General features: G+C 41.8%; 20 protein-coding genes. 10 read left to right on the top strand and 10 right to left on the bottom strand.

Annotation, left to right across the window (positions count from 1 at the left end):
- On the top strand, positions 1 to 349 hold a 349-nt coding region (locus AC1DQW_RS22435; protein ID WP_477456106.1), incomplete at its 5' end, for a phytoene desaturase family protein.
- Positions 350 to 471: 122 nt separating this feature from the next.
- Here the strand turns inward: AC1DQW_RS22435 and AC1DQW_RS22430 are convergent.
- The 4 genes from AC1DQW_RS22430 to AC1DQW_RS22415 form a co-directional block, all read right to left on the bottom strand.
- The gene (locus AC1DQW_RS22430) at positions 472 to 1,008 is read right to left on the bottom strand and encodes an RNA polymerase sigma factor (RefSeq protein ID WP_477401628.1); all 537 of its coding nucleotides are present in this window, start codon (positions 1,006 to 1,008) and stop codon (positions 472 to 474) included.
- 266 nt (positions 1,009 to 1,274) lie between these two features.
- Complete coding sequence (gene murB, locus AC1DQW_RS22425; RefSeq protein ID WP_477456107.1) at positions 1,275 to 2,309, bottom strand: UDP-N-acetylmuramate dehydrogenase; 1,035 nt, start codon at positions 2,307 to 2,309, stop codon at positions 1,275 to 1,277.
- A 42-nt stretch (positions 2,310 to 2,351) separates the two neighbouring features.
- Positions 2,352 to 4,025 carry an ArnT family glycosyltransferase gene (locus AC1DQW_RS22420; protein WP_477456105.1) on the bottom strand — a complete coding sequence of 558 codons (1,674 nt, stop codon included), beginning with the start codon at positions 4,023 to 4,025 and terminating at the stop codon, positions 2,352 to 2,354.
- A 287-nt stretch (positions 4,026 to 4,312) separates the two neighbouring features.
- On the bottom strand, positions 4,313 to 5,299 hold the full coding sequence (locus tag AC1DQW_RS22415) for a glycosyltransferase (protein WP_477456104.1): 987 nt from the start codon (positions 5,297 to 5,299) through the stop codon (positions 4,313 to 4,315).
- Between the two features lie 295 nt (positions 5,300 to 5,594).
- Here AC1DQW_RS22415 and AC1DQW_RS22410 point away from each other — a divergent pair, with 295 nt between their 5' ends.
- From AC1DQW_RS22410 to AC1DQW_RS22400, 3 genes are all read left to right on the top strand, one after another.
- On the top strand, positions 5,595 to 6,887 hold the full coding sequence (locus AC1DQW_RS22410; protein ID WP_477456103.1) for a sugar MFS transporter: 1,293 nt from the start codon (positions 5,595 to 5,597) through the stop codon (positions 6,885 to 6,887).
- Between the two features lie 77 nt (positions 6,888 to 6,964).
- The gene (locus AC1DQW_RS22405; RefSeq protein WP_477415630.1) at positions 6,965 to 7,177 is read left to right on the top strand and encodes a hypothetical protein; all 213 of its coding nucleotides are present in this window, start codon (positions 6,965 to 6,967) and stop codon (positions 7,175 to 7,177) included.
- Entirely contained in the window at positions 7,167 to 7,586 is a 420-nt protein-coding gene (locus tag AC1DQW_RS22400; protein WP_477456102.1) for a putative toxin-antitoxin system toxin component, PIN family, read from the top strand. The genes AC1DQW_RS22405 and AC1DQW_RS22400 overlap by 11 nt, the downstream gene beginning before the upstream one ends.
- Here the strand turns inward: AC1DQW_RS22400 and AC1DQW_RS22395 are convergent.
- The 3 genes from AC1DQW_RS22395 to AC1DQW_RS22385 all read right to left on the bottom strand — a co-directional run bounded on the left by AC1DQW_RS22395 (position 7,576) and on the right by AC1DQW_RS22385 (position 10,605).
- A complete protein-coding gene (locus AC1DQW_RS22395; protein ID WP_477456101.1) occupies positions 7,576 to 8,016 on the bottom strand; it encodes a sterol desaturase family protein in 441 nt (146 codons plus the stop codon). The two genes, AC1DQW_RS22400 and AC1DQW_RS22395, sit on opposite strands and share 11 nt — an antisense overlap.
- A gap of 111 nt (positions 8,017 to 8,127) precedes the next feature.
- Positions 8,128 to 9,531, bottom strand: a complete 1,404-nt coding sequence (lpdA, locus tag AC1DQW_RS22390; RefSeq protein ID WP_477456100.1) for a dihydrolipoyl dehydrogenase — start codon at positions 9,529 to 9,531, stop codon at positions 8,128 to 8,130.
- 63 nt (positions 9,532 to 9,594) lie between these two features.
- Entirely contained in the window at positions 9,595 to 10,605 is a 1,011-nt protein-coding gene (locus AC1DQW_RS22385) for a phosphotransferase enzyme family protein (protein ID WP_477456099.1), read from the bottom strand.
- A gap of 208 nt (positions 10,606 to 10,813) precedes the next feature.
- Between AC1DQW_RS22385 and AC1DQW_RS22380 the strand changes: the two genes are divergently transcribed.
- From AC1DQW_RS22380 to AC1DQW_RS22370, 3 genes are all read left to right on the top strand, one after another.
- Positions 10,814 to 12,475, top strand: coding sequence for a M1 family metallopeptidase (locus AC1DQW_RS22380; RefSeq protein WP_477456098.1), 1,662 nt, complete (start codon positions 10,814 to 10,816; stop codon positions 12,473 to 12,475).
- A gap of 67 nt (positions 12,476 to 12,542) precedes the next feature.
- The gene (locus AC1DQW_RS22375) at positions 12,543 to 14,219 is read left to right on the top strand and encodes a M1 family metallopeptidase (RefSeq protein WP_477456097.1); all 1,677 of its coding nucleotides are present in this window, start codon (positions 12,543 to 12,545) and stop codon (positions 14,217 to 14,219) included.
- A gap of 136 nt (positions 14,220 to 14,355) precedes the next feature.
- Positions 14,356 to 15,093, top strand: coding sequence for a head GIN domain-containing protein (locus tag AC1DQW_RS22370; protein WP_477456096.1), 738 nt, complete (start codon positions 14,356 to 14,358; stop codon positions 15,091 to 15,093).
- Positions 15,094 to 15,243: 150 nt separating this feature from the next.
- Here the strand turns inward: AC1DQW_RS22370 and AC1DQW_RS22365 are convergent, their stop codons facing one another.
- Genes AC1DQW_RS22365 through AC1DQW_RS22355 form a run of 3 tightly spaced genes read right to left on the bottom strand, consistent with a single transcriptional unit; the run spans position 15,244 to position 18,794 of the window.
- Positions 15,244 to 15,975, bottom strand: a complete 732-nt coding sequence (locus tag AC1DQW_RS22365; protein WP_477456095.1) for a DUF2490 domain-containing protein — start codon at positions 15,973 to 15,975, stop codon at positions 15,244 to 15,246.
- Positions 15,976 to 16,029: 54 nt separating this feature from the next.
- On the bottom strand, positions 16,030 to 17,058 hold the full coding sequence (locus tag AC1DQW_RS22360; protein WP_477456094.1) for a hypothetical protein: 1,029 nt from the start codon (positions 17,056 to 17,058) through the stop codon (positions 16,030 to 16,032).
- 11 nt (positions 17,059 to 17,069) lie between these two features.
- Entirely contained in the window at positions 17,070 to 18,794 is a 1,725-nt protein-coding gene (locus tag AC1DQW_RS22355; RefSeq protein WP_477456093.1) for an ArnT family glycosyltransferase, read from the bottom strand.
- 150 nt (positions 18,795 to 18,944) lie between these two features.
- Here AC1DQW_RS22355 and AC1DQW_RS22350 point away from each other — a divergent pair, with 150 nt between their 5' ends.
- The 3 genes from AC1DQW_RS22350 to AC1DQW_RS22340 all read left to right on the top strand — a co-directional run bounded on the left by AC1DQW_RS22350 (position 18,945) and on the right by AC1DQW_RS22340 (position 25,228).
- Positions 18,945 to 19,406 carry a DinB family protein gene (locus AC1DQW_RS22350; RefSeq protein WP_477456092.1) on the top strand — a complete coding sequence of 154 codons (462 nt, stop codon included), beginning with the start codon at positions 18,945 to 18,947 and terminating at the stop codon, positions 19,404 to 19,406.
- A 517-nt stretch (positions 19,407 to 19,923) separates the two neighbouring features.
- Complete coding sequence (locus tag AC1DQW_RS22345; RefSeq protein WP_477456091.1) at positions 19,924 to 22,686, top strand: ABC transporter permease; 2,763 nt, start codon at positions 19,924 to 19,926, stop codon at positions 22,684 to 22,686.
- A gap of 112 nt (positions 22,687 to 22,798) precedes the next feature.
- On the top strand, positions 22,799 to 25,228 hold the full coding sequence (locus tag AC1DQW_RS22340) for an ABC transporter permease (RefSeq protein ID WP_477456090.1): 2,430 nt from the start codon (positions 22,799 to 22,801) through the stop codon (positions 25,226 to 25,228).
- The last annotated feature ends 70 nt before the right edge of the window (positions 25,229 to 25,298 follow it).

Raw genomic sequence — 25,298 nt, 5'->3', positions numbered from 1 at the left:
GCCTATAGCACCGGGGTTGCATGATGATGAAAGCATCCGCGAAAAATATTTCGATCTGATGCTTGATCGCTTTAAAAAGCTCACCGGGCAGGATATCCGCGACGCGATAGTTGTTAAACGCAGCTATGCGCTCAATGATTTTAAAGCCGACTACCACTCCTTTAAGGGCAATGCCTATGGCCTGGCCAATATTTTGGCACAAACAGCTTTTTTTAAGCCGGCCATGCGGGCAAAGCATATTAAAAATATGTTATACACTGGCCAGTTAACTGTACCTGGCCCGGGTGTTCCCCCGGCAATTATTTCGGGGCAGATAGCGGCCAGGGAAGCAATGAAGGAGCTTGGTTAGCATTATAATATCAATTATAGGAGTTGGTCTTATCGCTTATCGATAACACAACTTTAAACAGAAAAACCCGCTTAATTAGCGGGTTTTTCTGTTTAAAGAATTATGATATTGAGTTTATGATATCAGTTCTCTGCGTATACAGGTTTTGTAATGCCGTTATCATAAGCTTTTAAGTTTTTCTTTAGCAGCTTACGGGCTACGTGGATGCGGGTTTTTACTGTACCTATAGGGATCTCTAAATGATCGGCTATCTCATGGTATTTATGGCCTTCAAAATACATGGTAAATGGTATATAGTAATCTCCGGGCAGCCTGTCCAAAGCTCTTTTAATATCATCCATCACAAATTTGGCTTCGCCCTGGTTTTTTGTTGAACTGAATACCAGGTTTGGAGATGAGATCTCGTCACTCTTGGTAACAAATGTGCTCATTTTAACAAAACGGCGATAGTTGTTGATAAAGGTATTTTTCATGATGGTGTATAACCATCCTTTTAAATTTGTGCCTTCTTTAAACTTATTGTAATAAGTTATGGCCTTCAACATTGTGTCCTGAACAAGGTCGTTAGCATCGTCTGCGTCGTGGGTAAAGTGTAAGGCATAAGACCTTAGTGACGTTGCCTGGCGCAATACAAGGGTGTTAAACTCAATCTTTGTCATTTTGTTAAAGTTTTGTGTTAATAGTTAGGCAAGCATGATGCCACTTAGCGCTATGTTAACTACAAAACTCACTCATTAACCAAAAATCTGCTAACAAAACCTTATGTGTATATATTACACTACTATTGTAATTAAACAACTAACAAACAGTACGTTAAATGCAATAAGTGGTAAATAAAAAACAATGACGAAAACGATAATTGTAACACGAATGCTGTTTGTAAATAATGAAAACAAAATGAAATATTTAGTTAAAATTTAAATTTTTAACTAATAATATTCACCTCGCGTTGTAGCATAACGCCAAATTTAGTGTACACACTGTCTATGATTTGCGACGAAAAGCTGTATATCTCCTCGCCCGTGGCACCCCCATGATTCACTAATACCAGGGCCTGGTTCTTCCAGGTTCCTGTGTGACCAACAGTTTTTCCCTTCCATCCGCATTGCTCAATAAGCCATCCGGCAGCTAATTTTATCTGCCCGTCGGCGGCCGGATAATTTACTACATCAGGGTACTTAGTGTGTACAGCTTCAAATTCCGGCTTACTTATCACCGGGTTTTTAAAGAAACTACCGGCATTGCCTATGGTTGAAGGATCTGGCAGTTTAGATACCCTGATATGTGATACTACTTTTGAAACGTCTTTTATTGTAGGCGATGCAATACCCCGCACTGCCAGCTCTTGCCCTATGGCGCCATACTGGGTATTGATATTGGGGATAAGTGATAAATGAAACTTTACTGATACAATAATGTATTGCCCTTTCAGCTCATTTTTAAAAACGCTTTCGCGGTAGCCAAATTTACAATCGGCTTTGCTAAAGGTTTTAAAAGTACTTGTAGCTATTTCAAAAGCCCTGCAGCTTACAAAAGTATCCTTAAGCTCAACCCCATACGCGCCAATGTTTTGAATAGGAGATGCACCCACAGAACCTGGGATGAGGCTTAGGTTTTCGATACCGGCATATTCCCGGGCTACACAAAAGTTTACCAGGTCGTTCCATACCTCGCCGCCGCCGGCCTCAACAAATACATCGTTATGGCTTATGCGGTGTTCGATGCCCCGGATATTCATCCGGATAACCAAACCATCAAAATCAGTAACCAATAATAAATTACTGCCACCGCCTATTACCAACCTTTCGGTTTGCAGCCATAGCGGATCGGCAAACAATTCAACCAGGTTATCCTCGTGGGCTATCTCCACAAAATACCTGGCACAGGCACCAATACCAAAAGTGTTAAAGTTTTTAAGAGATACGTTTTCCTGTATTTGCAGCATAATTTGATGTCGGATGTAGGACGTTCGATTTCGGAATTATGGCGAATTTCGGAATTTTTATTTTGCGATACCGTTTATCTTCACCAAAAAGAAATGATTTAGCGTTGTCATTCTTTTAGATTCGATAAGAAATGGCAAGGTAATATTCTCATTAGGATAATTGTCAAACTCTTTCAGCAGCTGAAATGGTGTATCGTTTTTTTGCAATTCGGCTTTTTGATCTTCATTAATTAACAGGAGCGCGTTGCCATGTTTACTGGCTTGGGTAATATCCATAAACGAAACAGGCTGTTGCGTGTAGAATTCAAAGGCATTTTGAGCGTTAAATGCTGATATCACCTGGTTTTTTGGATAATATTGGTTAATATATTCTGCCGCATGCACATCTCCCTTAAAATAGTCCAATGTTGGATAGACTACCATTATTAAATAAGCATTAAGCCATACAGCAACGCAACAGGTAAATAAAAACAAAGCCCGGATTTTTGTTCCGCTATTTTTATAGATATACCAGGTAACCGCCAGCAATATAAGCGCCAGCAACAAAAATACAGGCCAGTTACCGGGTGCGAAAGCAAAATTCAGCACAATAATGAGTACTATCAACAGTCCGGTTGTTATATATTGAGTGATGCTAAAAAAAAGGTTTTTATTACTACCGATGATCTCACGTATAAAAACAGCAGTGATGATAGCAAAAAAAGGGAAAAGAATATTGGTATAAAAGGGCAGCTGGAATTTAGAGACAGAAAATATAAGCAGCATAATAATAGCGCCGCTGATGGTAACATATTCGGGTAAAACCGTTCCCTTAATAACATTCCGGATAAACCTGAAAAATACGTAATATAATAAAAATGCCCAGGGAGCAAATGCCCAAAGCAATGTATGCAGGAAAAAGAAAGGATCGCCGTGGCTGTTCCTTATAAAACCATTATTGTTAAAGCGCCCAAACTGGCTGTCCCATAAAAACCAATGGATGCCCGAAATACCTGTGCGGCCAAAAACCACTTTTTCGGGATGCAGGTCAAACTGTATATATAAGGTATAAATTTCGGGTAGTGTAAAAATAACCACCATGATAATGGCCAATAGCCATTTCCAGTTAAACAAGCCTTTAAAATCTTTCTTAAATATATAATCGCCAATGATAGCGCTCCCAATAGGGATGAGTAAATAAATCCCCTTAGTCATTACGGCGCAGGCTGTAAATAAGGATGCCAATAATATATCAATAAAGCTAAACCGATCTCTTACCTTATAAAAATGGTAAACCGCACCCATCAGTAAACCCATAATATAGGGTTCGGCACGCACATCAGTATTTGACATTATTGCATGTTGAGCCGTAAGCAATATGAGTATGGCTATTAAGGCAGTTTCTGAACCGTAGATTTTTTTTGCCAGCTTATAAGTGTACACAACCGAAATGAAAAAAAACAACAGCGCGGGTAACTTATATGCTATGGTATTAATGCCAAAAAATTTAAAACTAAGTGCAGCCATCCAAAAAGGAAAGTGCGGCTTATCCAGCCAATCCCTGCCATGATAAATCAAATCGGAAAAGTTGTTGCTTTGAGCCATATTACGGGCCAATATGCTGTACAAACCCGGATCGTCTGTAAAGTATTTTACGCCTATACCAGCCACATTTACCAATATGGCCAATAGCAGTACCAGTAAGTATGCTTTTTTTTGTGCCGATGATATAGGATTTGTAAAGCTATTCACAAGGGTATTAACTATTATGCGGCATATAACATTTATGCGTTAAGATTTTTTTATAACAACCCGCGCGATCTGTAAAATAGTATAATTATTGCAATATTGGCTCCCAGGCATCCTGCAAAAATAAAACTTAGATGTTTCCTTAACTTAACGGTATTAACATATAATGGTAAATTATACGCTTAGTGTTAAATTAAAAGTAGTTAGTCGTAAGTGAAATGCGCCCTTTTCCGAGTCAGAACTTAAGACTTTTAACTAAGTGTAATACATTATTAATTAAACGCCTGGCATTAGTAACTATTCCAGGGTAAATATTTTACTGTATTAGCTGCCTGCAAAGTTGGCGTTCCGGCATTTAGTATCTCGCCATTCATAACCTGCTCATAAAGCCGGAGATATTTTTTCGCCATTTTTTGAACCGTAAAATTCTCCATCGCATAATCATGGCATAACTGGTTGCTAAACCCATCTACTGACCTAAGTCCTTCTGTAAGAATCTGCTTACTATTACTTAGCAAACCAACCTCTGCGGGTACCAATTCGGGCAATGCCCCATAGGGTGTACCCAGCACCGGGCAGCCAAAGTATAAACTTTCAATAATGGCTAAACCAAAAGGCTCGTGCCAAAGTACCGGGAATAACAAAGCCTTTGAACTATTGAGCACCACAGCTTTTTCGTCATTATCAACCATTCCTTTAAACCTCACATTCAGGTTTGGCGTAAACCTGATGCCCATTTTTAAATTTAATCGGGTACCACCTAAAACAATCAGTTTATTACCGCTTTCAGTTGCTACATCAATAGCTCCTTTAACATTTTTAACCTTCCATGCGGCTTTTGCTAAAAAATGAGCGTGTACCCGTTTTTTTGACAGGTCGGGCTTGTGATAATCGTCCGGATCCAGACCGTGATGCACAAAAGCGGTACCACCATGGCGGTGGGCCTGGTTGGTAGAAACAAATACCGAATTCTGATCAAGCAACTGCCCGTAGGCTGGGTTATTATGAACATTAATAAGGTAAGGCTTCTTTGTAAACCCACTCACCTGGAAATGAAAATGCACCACATCAATATCATCGGGCACCTGCTGGTTCAAATCAACAGCTGGATCATAAAACAACACCCTGGCAAACGGGCACGAGGAACCGGCGGCTACAAGGTAAGTTATTTGATGACCAAGGCGTGTAAGCTCCTTGCCCAGCCACCAGATCACCCTTTCGGTACCACCATATTTTGCGGCGGGGATCTGGGTATTGTTTACTATTAATATCTTCATTGAAAAATGTAAGCGTCCGAATTTCGGAAATTAAATCGGATTACCCCAGGTATGCATCCAGGTTGTTATTGCGTAGCAGATATCCTTTTTAGATGCCGCAGGTGTCGCCTGTTTCAATTTCAAAGCCAGGCAATAGTATCGGCTCAAGTTGTTTGCTCAGATCCCCAGGTTGCCTCCCGTACAGATATCGTTTAAATTTACTTATTTTAAAATTTTCATATCAAGAACATAATTTATCAACTTTTTTAATTATTTTAGGAACTTGATTAACTTATTAACGATTTAAATAAAAGAAATGACAACCATTACCAAATCCGAAATATCGGCACAAAAGAAAACAATTGTAAGCCCGGTAATTATCATAGGCGTTTTGTTTTTTATTTTCGGTTTTGTAACCTGGTTAAATTCGGTATTGATACCTTATTTAAAAATAGCTTGCCAGCTAAATAATCGCGAATCGTATTTGGTGGCCAGCGCCTTTTACATAGCTTACCTGTTAATGGCCAAGCCATCAGCCTGGCTGCTTAAAATATTTGGTTTTAAAAACGGAATGGCAGTAGGCCTTGTCATCATAGCCATTGGCGCCCTTATTTTTATACCTGCCGCTTTAACCCGTACGTACGCTATCTTTTTAATAGGCTTATTTGTTCAGGGCAGCGGGCTTGCGGTTTTACAATCGGCATCAAACCCATACATCACTATAGTTGGCCCGCCAGAGAGTGCTGCAAAACGGATCAGTGTGATGGGGATATTTAACAAATTTGCCGGTGTATTGGCGCCAATAGCGCTTGGGGCGGTGGTTTTAAATAACATTGATGCGTTTAATGCCAACCTTTCAAAATTGGATGTTGCCCAAAAAACTGCCGAGCTGAATGAATTAGCCTCCAGGGTGATATTACCCTATGTATTAATGGTTATTGTGTTGGCCATATTGGCTGTGCTCATCTATTTTTCGGGCCTGCCAGAAATTGATACCGACCATGAAGACGAAACTGTAGCCGCTGCCAACTCAGGCAAAACCAGTATAATGCAATTTCCGCATTTGATATTGGGCGTGTTAGCGCTGTTTTTTTATGTTGGTGCCGAAGTTATTGCAGGCGATTCAATAATAGGTTATGGCATCGCACATGATATCCCGCTTTCTACGGCCAAGTATTTTGCATCCGGAACATTAATATGCATGGTGATTGGCTATATTGCCGGTATCGTGTTTATTCCAAGGTACATTTCACAGCAAAAAGCGTTGGTTTGTTCGGCGGTATTTGGTGTTATATTAACGGCATGTGCTCTTTTCACTCCTAAATATGCATCTATAAGCTGCATAGCGCTTTTAGGTTTGGCCAACTCATTAATGTGGCCAGCTATTTGGCCACTGGCACTTTCAGGGTTAGGCAGGTTTACAAAAATAGGCTCGTCGTTACTGGTAATGGGTATTGCAGGAGCTGCCGTTTTTCCGCCTATTTATGGTTTACTGGTCGATAAAATATCGGCCCAAACCGCTTATGTAATTTTAATACCTATTTATTTATTCATCCTTTATTTTGCAACTATTGGTTATAAAAAGGGGAAACATGTGGTAGCGGTGTAAAACATCTAAGGTCAGCGATATTTTCAATTCCTAAAAGGCGCAATTTCAATTGTGCCTTTTTCTGTTTATATTTGTTTATGGATACGCTAAAAATCAATATTTTAAATCCCAAAGCGTTAAATCTTTTGAAAGATTTAGCTGATATGGATTTGATCTCTATCCAGAATAACTCTAAAAATGCATTTGAGGATTTATTAGAACGCCTGCGTTCTCAAAGTGATTCGGCACCCTCGCTCGAAGAAATAACAAAAGAGGTAGAGGCTGAACGAACTAAGCGTTATGCCAAATAGCCCTATTCGGTTAATAATAGATACTAACCTTTGGATAAGTTTTCTTATTACTAAAGACTATTCTAAACTCACTTCTCTTCTTCTTTCAGAACGAATAATTTTAATTTTCAGTTCCGAGCTATTAGAAGAGTTTGTAAATGTATCTCAACGACCGAAGCTGCAAAAGTACTTTTCGCAATCTGACATTCAGCTTTTGACTGAACTAATTGACAGCTACGCTGAGTTCGTAAGTGTTAAGACTAATGTTGCAATTTGCAGAGACGAGAAGGATAACTTTCTGCTATCATTGGCCGTAGATAGTAACGCCTCTTATTTATTAACCGGTGATAAAGATCTTTTAGAATTAAAATCTATTGAAGAAACGTCGATTTTAACTATTACTGATTTTTTTAATCAGGTTACCTCCTAAACCACTTCCTACCCACCACCAACAATCCAAACTCTTCCGCGTCACCTTTCTCCATTGATTTATGATGAATTTTATGCGCCCTGCGGATAGCCATCAAATAGCGATTATTGCTTTTAAATGCCTTGAAGCGGTTATGAATAAACCAATCATGAAAAATAAAATAGATGATGCCGTAAATGCTGATACCCGTGCCTATCCAAAAGTGATAATCTAAAGTAATATGTCCTATCCACATCAACCACAAAGCCAGCGAAGCGAAGGCGATACTAAAGATGTCGTTCAGTTCTAAAAAACTATGTTTTTCCTGGTGATGTGTCTTATGGATGAACCAAAGCGGACCATGGAACAAATATTTATGCATTGCCCAGGAGATGAGTTCCATGAGTGCGATTGTAGCCAATAAGGTGCCGATGCCAATAAATGTTTGCACTTGATCACTTTCTATAAATCAAAAAGGCAGAAACCCCTAAATTGTTTCTGCCCTGGTATTCTTTACTTCGAAATTTAAAAATCCGAAATCAAAATTCTCAATTCCGAAATCCTAAATGTGTATCGCTCTGTTCTCGGTAGCAGCCAAACACGCTTCACGCATGGCTTCGGTATAGGTTGGATGTGCATGGCTGATACGGGCAATATCTTCTGCTGATGCACGGAACTCCATGGCAACAACAGCCTCGGCTATCATATCCGCAGCACGGGGACCTATCATGTGTACGCCTAAAATCTCGTCGGTAGCGGCATCGGCCAAAACTTTCACAAAACCATCCAGGTCGCCGCTGGCACGGGCGCGGCCGCTGGCTTTGAACGGGAACGAACCTGTTTTATATTTTACTCCGGCGGCTTTCAATTGCTCTTCTGTTTGCCCAACAGCGGCAACTTCGGGCCAGGTATATACTACGCCCGGGATCAGGTTATAATCAATATGTGGTTTCTGGCCAGCAATTATTTCGGCAACCAAAGTACCTTCATCTTCGGCTTTGTGGGCAAGCATAGCGCCTTTTATCACATCGCCAATAGCATAAACGCCTTTAACACTGGTTTCCAGGTGATCGTTAACGGTAATTTTACGGCCACGTTCTTCAACGGTGATGCCTATTTTATCCAAGCCTAAATTATCGGTATAAGCTACCCTGCCAACAGCTACCAGGCAGTAATCGCCTTTCAGCTCTTTCTTTTCGCCTTTAGGGGTATCAACAGTTACGGTCACTTCTTTGCCTTTTACGGTAGCGCCGGTAACCTTATGGCCCAGGTAAAACTCCATACCCAGTTTGGTCAGTACTTTTTGTAATTCGCGGCCCAAAGCTTTATCCATAGTTGGAATAATGCCATCCATAAACTCAATTACAGATACCTTGGCGCCTAAACGCGCATAAACAGAACCCAGCTCCAAACCAATAACACCGCCACCTATCAATACCAGGTGCTTAGGTACTTCGGTAAGCGATAAAGCTTCGGTTGAGGTGATGATGCGTTTTTTATCGATCTTTAAAAATGGCAAAGCTGATGGTTTTGAACCGGTAGCAATGATCACATTTTTACCGGTGATCTCGGTTTCGGTGCCATCTGCTTTTTTAACGGTGATGGTGTTTTTATCTTTAAAAGATCCGGTACCAAAATGGGTATCTATCTTGTTTTTCTTCATCAGGTAACTAATGCCGCTGGTATTGGCATCCACTACTTCCTGCTTGCGCTTTACCATCTGGCCAAAATCAATACCTAAATTATCAAGCTTGATACCGTGTGTAGTAAAAGTATGGGCGGCGTTATGGTAATGTTCGGATGAATCTAACAGCGCCTTTGAAGGGATACAGCCTACATTAAGGCAGGTACCGCCAAGGGTGTTATACTTTTCGACGATAGCGGTTTTTAAACCCAGCTGGGCACAACGTATAGCGGCCACATAGCCACCTGGGCCCGAACCGATAACGATAACATCATATTGCATAGTAGTGTTTTTTTGTGGATGGCAAAGTTAATGGTAATTAGCTTATTATTTATATCGACCAGGTCAAAATGTTGCGTGAAACCCGCAATACTTATCTGCCCATGCCCTGACGAGTGTTACCCTGTCCTTAACAAACCTTGGTCCAAAAAACAGGTTCGACCAGTCATCGAAGTGCTCATACTGAAACCCTAAATAAAAGATCCAGAACCCAATACCCAGGTAAGGGATTGCTTTTAGCTCTTCTTCGCTAACCTCCCTTATTTCACGGTAGGCCGATAAAAAAACCGCAAACATCCGTTCGGCTTCTTCATCCTTAAGCTTGCCGGTATAAACATGCATAAAAAAATGCACGAAGAACGACATCAGGTCGTTAGCCAGGAAACCCTTACCGGCAAAGTCGAAATCGAAGAAGATTAAAGTTCCGGCTTCATTAAAGTGGAAGTTCTTGGGCAGAAAATCGTACTGGCAATAGCCGTAACTAAATCCGGTAGTATCTAAGGAGGCAAGCTTTTGTGCTGCTTTACCGGCTATATCCCGTAAATAAGCATATTCATCCGGCAGATCTTTAAACGCCGGCTCAAAACTTTTTAAGGGTGCACTAAGCGTAGTTTCAATAGTATATTCCCTGCGGGGATGCTTTAGCTGGATAGCTGATGTTATATTATGAACAATTGCCATTTGTTTACCTATAGTTCTCAACTGCTCATCCGTAAAGTCAAAAACAGGGGCGCCTTCGGCATAAGAAAACAAAATACCATAGCGGATACCTTCTGCAGCTTCAAACTTCTGCAGTTGATAGCCGTTGACATCTTTAATAGGAAAAGAAACACTTGCGCCTTTTTCTTTTAACAGGTTCAGCAGTTCTATTTCCCCTTTTATTTCATCTACAGACCGATGCTGTTCGCGGTAGATCTTTAGCGCATATTTGGTATTGGCGGCCTCTATGATATAAGTATCACTTACGCCACGTAATAAATATTTGCAGCTTATAAGCTGCAACCCATAAGCATGCTCAATATAAGCTTTTAAAGCGATGGCCGATAAGGTAGAATATTGCGCGGGGAAATGAGCCATAGTTTTAAAATTTGAAAAGGGGCAGCAATGATACGAAAATGAATAAACTTAACGCTGCGCGTAGCTTTATTTTAGCTAACATTAGCCACTTATTAGCCCTTTAGTGTAACAGTGTTGTATTAAATTATTTGTTAGCAATTATGTTGCTAAATTAGTCACTATAATTGACAGACTTTATTATTCACTTCATTTCCGCGCATCTTTAGATATGAACTTTAAGCCTTTATACTCGCTCCTGATCCTTGTTGGATTAATTCCATTTGTGTCCCGCGCCCAACTCCTGCAAGAGAAAGAAGCCTTCACCCATGCCGATAGTCTGCGCGGTAATTTAACGCCTTTGCGTACCTGTTACGATATTAACTACTACCACCTGGATGTGAAGTTCGATATCGCTCAAAAATCTATCAGTGGCAGCAACCTCTTTAAGTTTACCGCCACGCAGGATTTTACCCAACTACAGTTTGACCTGTTTGCAAACCTATCGGTAGATAAGGTAGTTTATAAAGGCAAAACGCTGCCATTTAAACGCGATGCCAACGCTGTGTTTATTACTTTCCCCAAAGCCATTGTAAAAGGCAGCAAGGATCAGTTTACCGTTTACTATTCGGGCAAGCCAACCATTGCGGTAAATGCGCCATGGGATGGGGGATTGGTATTTAAAAAAGATTCGCTTAAAAAGCCCTGGGTTGCTACAGCATGCGAAGGTGTGGGCGCCAGCATCTGGTGGCCCAATAAAGATCATTTGAGCGATGAGGTTGATAGCATGCTCATCAGCATCAGTGTACCTAAAGGACTGAAAGATGTATCCAACGGTCGCCTGCGTAAGGTAACGCCTTTGAACAATGGTTACACTCGGTTTGATTGGTTTGTGGCCAACCCCATCAACAACTATGATGTTGTTGCAAACATTGGCGATTATACCCATTTCAGCGACAGTTATATAGGCGAAAAAGGCAAGCTCACGATGGATTACTGGGTGCTGCCTGCCAGTCTTGAAAAAGCAAAAGAACATTTCGGCGCCAATGCAAAACCCATGCTTAAAGCTTTTGAACACTGGTTTGGCCCATACCCTTTTTATGAGGATGGCTATAAGCTGGTTGAAACTCCGCATTTGGGCATGGAGCATCAAAGCGCTACGGCTTATGGTAATCATTTCTTAAATGGCTACCTGGGTTATGACATGTCGGGAACAGGCTGGGGAAGCAGGTGGGATTACATTATTGTGCACGAAAGCGGCCACGAGTGGTTTGGTAATAACATCACCGGGAAAGATATGGGCGATATGTGGATCCACGAAAGCTTTACCTGCTATTCCGAATCGTTGTTTATAGAAGATAACTGGGGCAAAAAAGCCGGCCAGGAATATAATTTTGGTTTGAGGGCTGGTATTAATAATGATGGCCCCGTTGTTGGTCCGTATGATGTGAACAAAGAAGGTTCCGACGATATGTACCCTAAAGGTGCGGTGGTGCTTAACATGGTACGCACCATTATTAATGATGACGAAAAATGGCGCGATATCCTTCGCGGCCTTAACAAAACATTCTATCATCAAACGGTAACTTATAACCAGGTTGTTAACTATATTACCGGGCAGTCGGGCAAAAAACTACTACCCATATTTGACCAGTACCTGCATTACAAAAACCTGCCAACACTGGAGTTTGCCACAAAAGGAGGTAAATTTTGCAGCAGGTGGATAGCCAATGTAAAAGATTTTAGCATGCCTGTATTGGTAAGGGTAAAAGGCGGTGAGTATAAATTTATCACCCCAACAACTCATTTTACACCGGTTGATATAGAAGGTGCAGGCAAGGATAACATTGAGGCTGATACGTTTAATTATTATATAGGGGTGCTGGTGGATTAGTGAGCGGTTGATTAGGTGAGTAGTTGATTAGGTTGAAAAATTGTAAGTTAAAGTTGACTAAATAAATATGCAAAATAAGAACATACTAAAATACACGCTGGGCCTTTTGATGGCTGCAGCAAGCTTTTTGCCGGCAAGGGCTCAATTGGGTACCGCAAAAGAAACGTTTACAAAGGCTGATACGTTACGCGGTTCGTTAACCACGCCCCTGCGTACCTGTTACGATATCAACTATTATCACCTGGATGTGAAGTTTGATATCGATAAAAAATTCATCAGCGGTAATGTACTGTTTAAGTTTACCGCGGTTAATGATTTTAGCACGCTGCAGTTTGATTTGTGGAATAACCTCCAGATAGCAAAGGTTGTTTACAAAGGGCAGGAATTGAAATACACCCGTGAGTTTAACGCTGTGTTTTTAACTTTCCCCCAAAACATCCCTAAAGGCAGTAAGGATGAATTTACCGTTTACTACTCCGGTAACCCAACCATAGCTAAACGCGCACCCTGGGACGGAGGTGTTGAGTACAATACAGATTCATTGGGCCATGCATGGGTATCAACAGCCTGCCAGGGTATGGGTGCCAGCGTATGGTGGCCTACTAAAGACCAACAGGCCGACGAAGTGGATAGTGCGCTTATCAGCATTAGCGTACCAAAAGGCTTAAAAGATGTTTCGAATGGCCGTTTACGCAAAGTCACCAATCTGAAAGACGGGTATACACGGTTTGATTGGTTTGTAGCTAACCCTATCAATAACTATGATATTGAAGCCAACATTGGCGACTATACCCACTACGAAGGTGTATACGAAGGTGAAAAAGGCAAACTTACTATGGATTTTTGGCCCTTAAGCTATAATCTTAAGAAAGCAAAAAAGCAGTGGGGACTTGATGCCCCGCGTATGCTTAAAGCTTTTGAACACTGGTTTGGTCCTTATCCTTTTTATGAGGACGGTTACAAACTGGTAGAAAGTCATCACCTGGGTATGGAACACCAGAGTGGTATTGCTTATGGAAATCATTACCAAAATGGCTACCTCGGTCGCGACCTTTCGGGCACAGGCTGGGGACTTAAGTGGGATTTCATTGTTGTGCACGAAAGCGGGCACGAATGGTTCGGTAATAACATTACCTCGAAAGACCTGGGCGATATGTGGATCCATGAAAGTTTTACCAATTATTCAGAATCATTGTTTATCGAAACATATTATGGCAAGCAGGCGGGGCAGGAATATGTGCACGGCACACGTGCTAATATTGCAAACGACAGCCCCATAGTAGGCCCTTACAACGTGAACAAAGAAGGCTCGGGCGATATGTATTACAAGGGCGGTAATATGCTCAACATGATCCGCACCATTATTAATGATGACGAAAAATGGCGCAATATCCTGCGCGGGCTTAACAAAACGTTCTATCATCAAACGGTAACTTACAACGATGTAGTTGAGTATATCAACAAGGAGGCAGGTATCGACCTGTCGCCGGTTTTTGACCAATACCTGCATTATAAAACTTTGCCTATATTGGAACTGATGGTAAGGAAAGGCAAAACATACTGCCGCTGGACCAGCGCCGAGGCCAAAGGTTTCAATATGCCCGTTAAAATACGGATTAAGGGGGGCGACTATAAATTCATCACACCAACAACCCGTTTTAAACCGATAGAATTAGCCGGTGTAACCAGGGATAATATTGAGGTTGATACTTTTAATTATTATATTGGGGTATTGGTTAAGTGATAATCTTTCATGTCAGTGCGTGTGAATACCAGGGCTAACCTGGAAAAAATAGTAATGACATATTAAACTATTTCTTCCAAACCGTGCAACCTGTATAAATATCTTGCGTCATATATAAACAAAACATATAAGCAACATGAAATTACTACGCAAAATATTACTGGTTGCCGCTTTGGTAACCTGTGCTGCAGACTATACCATTGCGAAAGCAAATACCCCAACCGACGAGGTAGCCCAAAATACAGAAGACCGCCACTTATCCGGTTTTACCTCGGTAAGCGTTGCCGGTTCGTTTGATGTGGTTATCACCCAGGGATCTACAGAATCTGTTAAGGTGCAGGCGCCATCTGATATTATTAACCGGATCATTACCGAAGTTGAAGGCGGCACGCTTAAAATTTACACCAAAAACGATAACGACTGGCATTGGTCTGATGGCGGCCACAAAAAGATCATGATTTACGTTTCTATTAAAGAAGTAAATGGTGTGTCACTTTCAGGTTCGGGCGATGTATCATTCAGGGAAGGTTTGCGTGGCAATTCTTTTAAACTGAAACTAACAGGTTCCGGCGATGTAAGCGGTAAACTTTTGGTAAAAAATTTAGACGTAACCCTTGCCGGCTCGGGCGATATCAAGATAAGTGGCAGTGCCGATAATTCAAATATAAGCGTAGCGGGATCTGGTGATTATACAGCAAGAGATTTAACAACCAATACAGTTTCGGTACGTATAGCAGGTTCTGGCGATGCCAGGGTTAATGTAAGCCAGAAACTGGATGCATCGATAGTAGGATCAGGTGATGTTTACTACACCGGCAGTGTTAAAAGCGTAAGCAGCTCCAAGATTGGTAGCGGCGATGTGAGCAGGATGTAGGCCTCACCCCGGCTCTCACCAAAGATAGCCTCACCTAAATCCTCTCCAATGGAGAGGACTTTAAGATAAAATATAAAAAGCGATGAGTTTTCCCATCGCTTTTTATATTTTAAACACCTCTAACTCCCTTTGGAGAGGGTCGGGGTGAGGCTAAAACCTCGTATAAAAAGCCAATTGAGCTACATGATTTAGTGTATAGGTATCGGCTTGTTTAATGTATTGGTTAAGGTAGCCGGTTTCAACATCAATCATTTTGTTAATACGGTAACCAACGGCTACATAGGCACGGTTTTGATCAAAAAAGTGCTTATTCCCTTTGTTTTTATTCTGGATGTTCACAAACACTTCGTTTTGTAAGGCAACAAAAGGTCCCTGGTTAAATGCCGCCGAATCTTTTTTCAAAGGCACAACCGCCCTGGCAAAATATCTTAACCGTTGCGCAAAATAATGATCGTTCTTGTTGGCAGCAGTATTGCCCAAAAAGCGTTGCTCCAAACGGAAACGGTGAGCCAGGTTGATATTTTTACTTAGTTTGTGAGTGTAAGTATATTGCTGCCAAATGCGGCTTTCCGGGCGAAAGGTTTGATCACCTGCCGTTGTGCGGCCATAAGAGGCTATATAAGCATAACCCAATGCTCCTACTTTGTTTTTAGCGAAGTAATAGTTGGCTGATGGACGCAACAAAATATGCTTTAGATAACTGAGCTCGTCATGTGAACGGATCTGCCCATCAAACGAATAACCCCAATGTTCGGATAATTTTTGGCTGTGGAACCAGGCCGCCCAACCCGAAAACTGGTTGTCCTGCGCAAATACCTTTGCAGGTATTACAAATAATATAACTACAATAAATAATGCTACTAATTTTTGCTTCAACCTCATAGATGTATATATAAATTAAAAAAATCCAACCTAATCAATCCAATAAACCAATCGCTAATCTTTCAACCTTAGCAAGGTTCGCCTGCCCAGGTCAACCGTAACTCTGAAAGCTTCCTGGTTGCTGGTTTTAAAACCAGGTGTTTGATGAAAGCTTAAAATAAACTGCCCTTTTATGCGCTTATACAGAAAAGGCGTCCAGATAATATCCATACGGTTATATGTTTTCTTTTCATAAAACGCATCACCGTACATTATATGATGGCCCTGGCCTTTATAAAATTCATCAAACAAAGCAAAACGGTGGTAGCTTAAATAAGCACTGGCTACAAAGCCCGCAGGTTTCTGAAAGCCATCAACCCCGCGGGTGCGCTCAAATGACATCATACCGCCTGCTTCTACTGATAAGGAATCAAGAAAGGTTTTATGGCTAAAATCAAGCCCCAGCCTTACCTGGCCTGCGCCGTTATCCTGTATATTATCATTAGGCACGGCAATAATTGCACCGGCATCATGCTCCAGCATAAAATAATGCGATATGTAAAACATACCGGTAACTGATGGTTTGTACCTGCCCGAAAATCCAAATAAAAACTGCTCCCTATCGGTATTGGTTTGGCGGCTTACCCAATCAATCCAACCTGTTTCTACAAAATGATCATTGTGCACGCGGGCTAAAAGTCCCTCCACATTGGGGCGATAATAGCGTAAGGTATCATTAAGTAAGGCTCTTGGATAATCATCCAGTAAACCCTCTCGCGGGAAAGCCCCGGCATTAAAAAGCCAGCTTTTACCTGTAAAGCTATAGTAAGCAACCGGGTTTACATGTAAAAAATATGGCTTGGCACCAAACTCGTGAATAGCGTTGGCACCCACAATAAAGTGATTTAAGCTATCAAGGTTCCAGCCTACATCAAGCGCGGTACGCACACCATTGTAGGTACGTGATCGGATCAGGGAAGGCTTATACTCGCGGTTATCCATAAAACCCATTGCTTTAAAATGAATATCAATGGTTTCCTGGGCCAATACGGCTGTACCGGTAATCAGTGTAAAAATTGCAAGTAAGTATATTTTTTTAAACATAGGTGTAATTATTATTTAACTGTAAAACTGATAACATCGCTGTTCCTGCTTCCCTGGAAAGGTTCTGTACGCCAGGAAAAAAACAGCTGGTAAACTGCCTTTTTATCGGGGGCAGTTAGGGTAAATGCGTATTTGGTTTGTTCGCCCGGTTTTAAGGAGATCCGGTGAAAATCATCTCCAGATACCTGTATGTTAGCCAGATTACCTCCAATAAACATACAGGCCTCCAAAGTAAGCGCATGCGTTGGGCCCTGGTTGCTAAAATCAATGGTGTATGGGTATGGATTGGTGATGCTCATATTTATAACGCGCTTTTGTCCGGGTGCCAAAGCAAAACTGCCGGATAAAATTTTACACACCACCTTTTGGTAAGTACGTGTATCGTTAACCCATGAGCCGTACCATTTACCCCGGATAGTCATACTATCCGTAGTAACGTTGGGGATCTTATCGTGGGTAAGGTAATAAACCCTTTTATGCTGAAACTGCTCTTCAAATGGCCACATATCAAATTGCGTGGTACGATAGTACCTGGAATCATAAGCAAAGCCTTTTAACGAGTTGGTATAATAACTATATCTTGATGGGTCCTGGTACTCGTTTTTCATGATCAAATAACTGTCGCCTATCCTGTTGTGAATAGCATCCGCCCATTCACGGTGACCAAAATATGCTTCCAACTGCTCGTTGCCTTTTAAAAAGCTAAAACCGGCAACCACACATAGCCTGAACGCTACAAACAGAACAATATTGGCAATACCCAAACGATAAAGCCAGGCCGGGTTAATCCCCTTTTGTTTAAGGCAAATCAGCGCAAGCATCACAAGGGGTACAAAGCCAATAAGTGCGTAGTGTAACTGCACTGTAGCCTTAAAAGCACTTATTAAAAAAAAGGTAAACGTGCATGCCATATTAACCAGGAGACCGCGCATAAAGGCATCCTTAATTTTGGCAGTAAAAGCAGCATAAAACAAAAACCACGAAGTAAGCGCCCCACCCAAAAGCAGTTGCCCAAACAAAAAATCGGACCCGGCATTGAAATGCAATCCGTCATCATCACGCTTAAATAGGCCAAGGTTTACAGCCGGGAAGTTATGGTGATACTGCCACATAATATGAGGCACATACAAACCCAAAGCTAACAGCACAATAAAATAAAATGACGGGCGCCTTAGCAGTTTCAGGTTTGATAGCAGGGTGAAGCTCACCAGCAATATACCGTGGTACTTGCTGTACATAAGGCAGGCCACCACTATACCCAACACCAGGGCAAGTTTCCAGCTATTGTTATTGATGTATTGCTGGTAGAAATAGTAGAACACTACCGTGAAGAAAAGCAGCGGCGCATCAGGGGTGGCAGTAAAACCGTAGATCTGGAAAACCCACACGCCCGACATCAGCACAATGAACCATTTGGTGCTTACCTCATACCTTTTTAGCATGAGCCAGATGATGTAGATGCTGAGGGTGCTTGATAGTACAGTTACCAGCCTTGTGCCCAAACCGTTATGCATCAGTGTGTCGCCAATGCGGATAAATACGGCCACCATGGGCGGGTGATAATAAAATCCCCAGTCAAGCATGCGCGCGAAGATCCAGTAGTAGGCCTCATCGGCATGCATCTCCAATGTGGAGGCCTGCAGGATGTTTAGCGTCGTCCATAGCAATAAAAAATAAATAATAGGCTTGTTGTATTTTGTTTGGGCCGGCGTATTACTTATAGCGGTATCCTGCATTAATGAACTGTTGAAATTGAGTTTGCAAAGGTATAATAAAACACCAAACACATAAAGCAATCCCTATCATGATTAAGTAATATGATAAAATAATACATTAAATCTTCCTACTTTAGCCGCGTTATATCAGCAACTAAACATTTATCTCCAATGCTTAAATCGATAGAAATTATAAGGAAACCCAGGGAAATGGTGCTCAACCTGGTTAAGGATCTTACGCCTCAGCAGCTTAACCACGTACCCGAAGGTTTTAACAATAATATCATCTGGAATGTAGCGCACATGATCTCGGGCCAGCAAGGTATTTTTTACACACGGGCGGGCTTACCGGTATTTGTGGCCGATAAATACTATACCCCTTACCGCCCGGATACCAAACCTGCCGCTTTTGTGGAGGCCGAAGATGTAGCCACCATCAAAGAACTATTTCTTTCAACTATCGATCAGCTGGAAACAGATGTCAATAACAACCTGTTTGTAAATTACCCCACCTGGAAAACCCGCTATGGCGTCGAGATCGATTCTGTTGAAACCGCGCTTGCATTTTTGCCTTTTCATGAAGGTTTGCATGCCGGGTATATTATGGCGTTGAAAAGGGTGGTGGCAAGGTAATACCTTTGCAGGTGTTCCGTTGGAACGGTGGAACGCCCCGGAACACATTGCTGTTGATTATCAATACTTTATATTTTGTCAAAACAGGGTATGGAACACCAATTATGCTGATTGTCAAGCATTTAAGTTTTTGATACATTGACACTTTTTACTCAAATCTGGTCCCTGCAGTATCAAAATGTGCCCTGCATAACATACATTTCCATTGTCCGAAAGTCTTTTATCCTTTGTCCGAATATCCTTTGTCCGAAAGTCATCTTAGGACTAACAGAATTCATTGTATAGTAATTACATGATTTACTCACAGACCTGTATAGCTATTTCCGGACGAGTCCGTAATTATCCCCCCCCCCAATTTTTTTAGACGCTTAAAAGCGAACACCAGCTGTTCGTATTCGTACAGTAGGTATTATTAAAATCATTTAATGTATTGATATTGAGCTATTTAAATAAATGGCACATATTTTATTCTATGTGTTTGGTAGTATATACTCATTTACCTTAAAGCAAGTTAAGTATGAACATAGAGGATCATGTTTGGGAACTGGCAACAAAAAAACTGGCTAACGAGGCTTCGGAAGAAGAGCTGCATGAATTAGATATACTGCTGCTGGAACATCCGCACCTGAAAACCTCATTAATGCTCCTTTTTGATTGGTGGAAAGATGAGACTTATGATATAAAAATTAATAATAATTTACTTTTTGAGCGGGTATTGAAAAGTATAAAACCGATATATAAGGATACAGGACAAAACAAAATTAAAGTTCAGCCTCCGCAACCTGATTATAAGGATATAAAGAAAACCATAAATAAAAATCGTTTTTTAATTAAAACCGGTATGATTAAAAATTATTTAAAAGTTGCTTTAAGGCAATTGCAAAAGCAAAAAATGTATGCGGCTATAAAAATTGGTGGCTTTGCATTTAGTATAGCTGCATGTTTGTTAATAGCATTATACATTCGCGACGAAGTTAGTTTTGACAAAAACTATCCCGATGCCGATAGGATCTACCGGATAGTAGGTGCCTATAATATAGATGCCATACACGAAAAAGGTACCTCCTGGCCGGCGGTGATGGCCAAAACGGTTAAAAATGATTACCCGGAGGTTGAAAAATCGGGCCGGGTAATGAACAACTCCCTGTTTTGGGGTGCGGGCAGTAACGAGCTGAAACGTGCAGACGGCGTACAAAACACCCACGAGGATGGTTTTGCTTATGCAGATCAGTCGCTATTGGAGATTCTAAAAGTCCCCATGGTATATGGCGACCTGGCGCACGCGCTTACCGAGCCGCAAACCATGGTGATATCAAAAAGCAAAGCCGATAAATATTTCCCTGGTCAAAACCCGGTTGGCAAGGTGATGTACCTTAACAACAATAAAAGCCGCCCTTATAAAATTGGGGCCGTGATGCAGGATTTTCCAACTACCTCACATTTGCATTACAGCTTTTTGCTTACCCTAACCGGTGTTAAGTTTTGGGATGGTGAGCAGGAAACCTGGGGAGCCAGTAACTATGATATTTACGTGTTACTTAAACCAGGTGCCGATGTTAAAAGCCTGAATAAAAAGATAACCGATGGCATAATAAAAGGCTATTACATACCCGATATGAGAAGGGGTGGCGATAAAAACGCGGATAGGATTGCCGCCGCTTTAACCATGTTTTTGCAAAATATTAAAGATATTAACCTGTACTCGTATGATATCCGCGATGGCTTGTCGCATGGGGATATTCGGTTTATGTGGTTGTTTGGCGCAGTGGCGGGTTTTATATTGGTGATTGCCTGTATCAATTTTATTAACCTGGCAACGGCAAAATCTGCCAACAGGGCAAAGGAGGTGGGCTTGCGCAAAGTAGTAGGTTCACAGCGCAGTGGTCTGATCGGCCAGTTTTTGGCCGAATCATTGATTTACAGCTTTATCTCCTTTATTATAGCCATCATTTTGGCGGCATTATTAATGCCTTATTTTAATACGCTGGCATCAAAAACACTAACCATACCATGGCTGCAATGGTGGTTTATGCCCACTATAATAGTTGCCGCGGTAGTAGTTGGCATACTGGCCGGCGTTTACCCTGCATTCTACCTTTCCAGCTTTAAACCGGTAGACGTTCTGAAGGGCAAGCTGGCTACGGGTAGCAAGAGCTCCTTTTTACGCAACGGACTGGTTGTTTTCCAGTTCACTACTTCCATTATATTAATTATAAGCACCGTGGTTATTTATAACCAGATGCATTACATCCTGAATAAAAAGGTAGGTTTTGAAAAAGATCAGGTGCTGATGATACAGGGTACGCATACGCTTGAAGGCGAGGTGCAAAACTTTAAAAACGAACTGCTGAAGTTATCATCGGTAAAAAGCGCTACGGTAAGTGATTTTTTACCCGTAGCTGGCACCAAGCGGAACGGCAATGAATTCCATAACGAGGGTAAACAGAAATTAGAAGCCGGCACCGGCGGTCAGTTTTGGGATGTTGATGCCGACTACATTAAAACCCTGGGCATGACTATAGTGGCCGGTCGGGATTTTAACCCTAAACTAAAAACCGATTCGCAGGCCGTGATCATTAACCAAACCATGGCACAAAAATTAGGACTTAAAAACCCGGTAGGTAAACGGATAAGTAATTACGGCGCTCCTGTGCCCATAATTGGTGTGGTAAAGGATTTTAATTTTGAATCGCTAAAGGGTGGCCTCGAACCATTGGTAATGCACTTGGGTAACAGTCCTACAATTGTATCGGTAAAAATAAAACCCACTGATGTTAAAAATACGCTCGCGCAGATAACCGAGGTATGGAAAAACTTTTCGCCAAACCAGCCCATCAGGTATACGTTTATGGACGAGCAATTTGCCAATATGTATGCCGACGTACAACGGATGGGACGCATATTTACCAGCTTTGCCGTATTGGCCATCATTATAGCTTGCCTTGGTTTGTTTGCCTTAGCCGCTTTTATGGCCGAGCAGCGCAGCAAAGAGATAGGCATCCGCAAAGTACTTGGCGCAAGTATAGCCAGCATCACGCGCCTGCTCTCGGTCGATTTTGTTAAGCTCGTGTTCATCGCCATTCTAATTGCATCGCCAATAGCGTGGTGGGCCATGAACAAATGGTTGCAGGACTTTAACCCAAGCAACCGCATCAGTATCAGTTGGTGGATGTTTGCCCTGGCTGGGATAGTGGCCATACTGATAGCCGTGTTTACGGTAAGTTACCAAAGCATAAAAGCCGCGCTGATGAACCCGGTAAATAGTTTGAAGGCGGAGTAAAAGCCGAAAGCCGAAGGCATAAAGCTGAAAGCAAAAAAAATTGAACAGTTAAATTAATGATAAAAAAGCTTTAGGCTTTATGCCTTTAGCTTTAAGCTAAAACTACATAACAATGATCCGGAGTTATTTAAAAACAGCATGGCGGTTTTTGTTAAAAAACAAAACGTTTAGTTTCATCAACATTATTGGCCTGGCTACAGGTACATTGTGTTGCCTGTATATTTTATTGTATGTGCAGGATCAGTACAGTTATGATAAGCAGCATAAAGATGTACAACATATTTACCGAATTACCACCGATTTAGAACTCACCGGCGATAAACACCACGGAGCGGCAAGCTCACCGCCTATTACCCCCGCCATGAAAAATGATTTTGGCGAAGTGGTACAATTTACCCGCCTGGTTACTACCGAAGGTTTTGGCGCCAAACAACACCTGCTGCGTTATAAAGAAAAATCATTTTATCAAAAGGATGCCGCTTATGTCGACTCTACCTTTTTTGATATGTTCAGCTATCACTTTGTTGGCGGCAATGCATCAAAAGTATTAGCCGAGCCCTACTCCATTGTATTGCTTAAGCCTGTTGCCGATAAGCTTTTTGGCAGCGAAGACCCGGTAGGCAAAATGATATCTATTGATAATTCGTTTGGAAAACATGATTTTAAGGTAACCGGAGTGGTTGACGAAAGCGCCGGCAAAACGCACATTCACGCCAATATGTTTATGGCCATGAACAGTGGGGGCCTGGGTCAATATGTGCGCCAAAACAATACCTGGGGTGGCAATAACTTTCTTTTTGCCTACGTAAAACTGAGGCCCGATGCCAATGCTGCAGCATTTGAAAAAAAACTGCCCGGATTTTTAAACAGATATGGTGCTGCCCAAATGAAGGAAATAGGCATGAAAAAATCACTGCACCTGCAGCCGGTTGCATCCATCCACACCACCCCGGGTTTTGAACATGAATTAACCAAAACGCTCGCCCCTTCTTTCTTGTATATACTAATACTGATAGCCGTAATGATCCAGGTGATAGCCTGTATCAACTTCATGAACCTGTCTACCGCGCGCGCATCCAAACGCGCCAAAGAAGTAGGCGTACGTAAAGTGATAGGTGCAGGCCAGGGCGATTTGATAAAACAGTTTTTGGGCGAGTCGTTTTTATTAGCGTTGATAGGTGTGGCTATAGCGCTGCCGCTATTAATGATACTGCTTCCTTACCTAAACCAGGTAACCAAAACAGACATCCACTTGTCTTTTTTTACAAATTACAAGCTTTGGGTAATGTTAATAAGCCTGGTGCTTGTTACAGGGCTGGTTGCGGGCAGCTATCCGGCGTTTTACTTATCGGCGTTTAAAGCTATCAAAGTAATAAAAGGCAATTTTACCAGCCACATTTCAGCAGCCGGCATTCGCAAATCGTTAGTAGTTTTCCAGTTTGTATTATCAATTGTGCTGGTTACAGGCATCATTGTGATATACAGCCAGCTCAACTATATAAAGAATAAAGATATTGGGTTTGATGCCAGGCAGAAGCTCATCTTCAACTTTTATACAGTGGGCACACAAAGCAAAATGCAGAATTTTGCAAACGACCTGAGGCAATTGGCCGAGGTTAAAGTAGTAAGTCGCGCCGACAATTATTTAAGCCAGTTTGTACCGCATGATCATGGTGTTTACCCGGCAGGTGGTAACATGACCACTGCTATCGACGCGCAAAATATAAACACCGATGAATTTTTTGCGAAAGCCAATGGTATAAAGATCATTAGCGGTCGGGATTTCCGCCTGCACGATTCAACCCGGGTATTAATCAACGAAACCCTGGCAAAGCGTTTAGGATTAAACCCTCAAACTGCGCCGGGTACAAGGTTATACACCAAGTATGAACCCAACCCCGAAACCTTTGTAGAAGTGGCCGGCGTTATGAAAGATTTTAATTACAACTCACTCCACAGTGAAGTAAAGCCATTTATGCTGGTTTATGATAAAGATGCCGGAGATTTTAAAAACCTTGTGGTTGCTACCGATAGCAAAAACTATAAATCACTGCTGGCAAAAATAGAGGTATTATGGCGCAAAGATATTGCCGACGCCCCTTTTGAATATTCGTTTTTAGATACCGAGGTTCAAAAGCAATATGATGATGAGATTAAATTATCCCGTATCATCAACACATTTACTGTGGCTGCCATCGCGATATCGTGCCTTGGACTGTTTGGGCTGGCAGCCTTTAGTGCCGAGCAGCGAAGTAAAGAAATAGGCATTCGTAAAGTATTAGGCGCAAGTGTATCGGGCATTGTACAGTTACTATCCACAGACTTTTTAAAGCTGGTTATCATTGCCTTCATCATTGCAACCCCTATAGCCTGGTGGGGCATGAATAAATGGCTGCAGGCCTTTGAATACCGCATACCTATCAGCTGGTGGATGTTTGCCCTGGCCGGCATCCTGGCCGCGTTTGTAGCCCTGTTTACAGTAAGTTTCCAGGCTATAAAGGCAGCTCTAATGAACCCGGTGAAGAGTTTGAAAACGGAGTGAGGAAGCTAAAGGCGCAAAGCTTAAAGCCGAAAGCAAAAATAAGAGGGAAAGGCTTTCTGCCTTACGCCTT

The organism is Mucilaginibacter sp. P5_A4 (assembly GCF_056400605.1).
The sequence above is the reverse complement of the archived record's forward strand: the minus strand, read 5'-3'. Positions and strand labels throughout refer to the sequence as shown.

Excerpts from the sequence above, each read along its gene's own strand:
- AC1DQW_RS22365 (WP_477456095.1), bottom strand. The coding sequence starts at position 15,975 with ATGAGGTTGAAGCAAAAATTAGTAGCATTATTTATTGTAGTTATATTA.
- AC1DQW_RS22345 (WP_477456091.1), top strand. The coding sequence starts at position 19,924 with ATGAACATAGAGGATCATGTTTGGGAACTGGCAACAAAAAAACTGGCT.
- AC1DQW_RS22385 (WP_477456099.1), bottom strand. The coding sequence starts at position 10,605 with ATGGCTCATTTCCCCGCGCAATATTCTACCTTATCGGCCATCGCTTTA.
- AC1DQW_RS22355 (WP_477456093.1), bottom strand. The coding sequence starts at position 18,794 with ATGCAGGATACCGCTATAAGTAATACGCCGGCCCAAACAAAATACAAC.
- AC1DQW_RS22360 (WP_477456094.1), bottom strand. The coding sequence starts at position 17,058 with ATGTTTAAAAAAATATACTTACTTGCAATTTTTACACTGATTACCGGT.
- AC1DQW_RS22350 (WP_477456092.1), top strand. The coding sequence starts at position 18,945 with ATGCTTAAATCGATAGAAATTATAAGGAAACCCAGGGAAATGGTGCTC.
- AC1DQW_RS22370 (WP_477456096.1), top strand. The coding sequence starts at position 14,356 with ATGAAATTACTACGCAAAATATTACTGGTTGCCGCTTTGGTAACCTGT.
- lpdA (WP_477456100.1), bottom strand. The coding sequence starts at position 9,531 with ATGCAATATGATGTTATCGTTATCGGTTCGGGCCCAGGTGGCTATGTG.
- AC1DQW_RS22400 (WP_477456102.1), top strand. The coding sequence starts at position 7,167 with ATGCCAAATAGCCCTATTCGGTTAATAATAGATACTAACCTTTGGATA.
- AC1DQW_RS22410 (WP_477456103.1), top strand. The coding sequence starts at position 5,595 with ATGACAACCATTACCAAATCCGAAATATCGGCACAAAAGAAAACAATT.
- AC1DQW_RS22340 (WP_477456090.1), top strand. The coding sequence starts at position 22,799 with ATGATCCGGAGTTATTTAAAAACAGCATGGCGGTTTTTGTTAAAAAAC.
- AC1DQW_RS22415 (WP_477456104.1), bottom strand. The coding sequence starts at position 5,299 with ATGAAGATATTAATAGTAAACAATACCCAGATCCCCGCCGCAAAATAT.
- AC1DQW_RS22375 (WP_477456097.1), top strand. The coding sequence starts at position 12,543 with ATGCAAAATAAGAACATACTAAAATACACGCTGGGCCTTTTGATGGCT.
- AC1DQW_RS22405 (WP_477415630.1), top strand. The coding sequence starts at position 6,965 with ATGGATACGCTAAAAATCAATATTTTAAATCCCAAAGCGTTAAATCTT.
- AC1DQW_RS22430 (WP_477401628.1), bottom strand. The coding sequence starts at position 1,008 with ATGACAAAGATTGAGTTTAACACCCTTGTATTGCGCCAGGCAACGTCA.
- AC1DQW_RS22380 (WP_477456098.1), top strand. The coding sequence starts at position 10,814 with ATGAACTTTAAGCCTTTATACTCGCTCCTGATCCTTGTTGGATTAATT.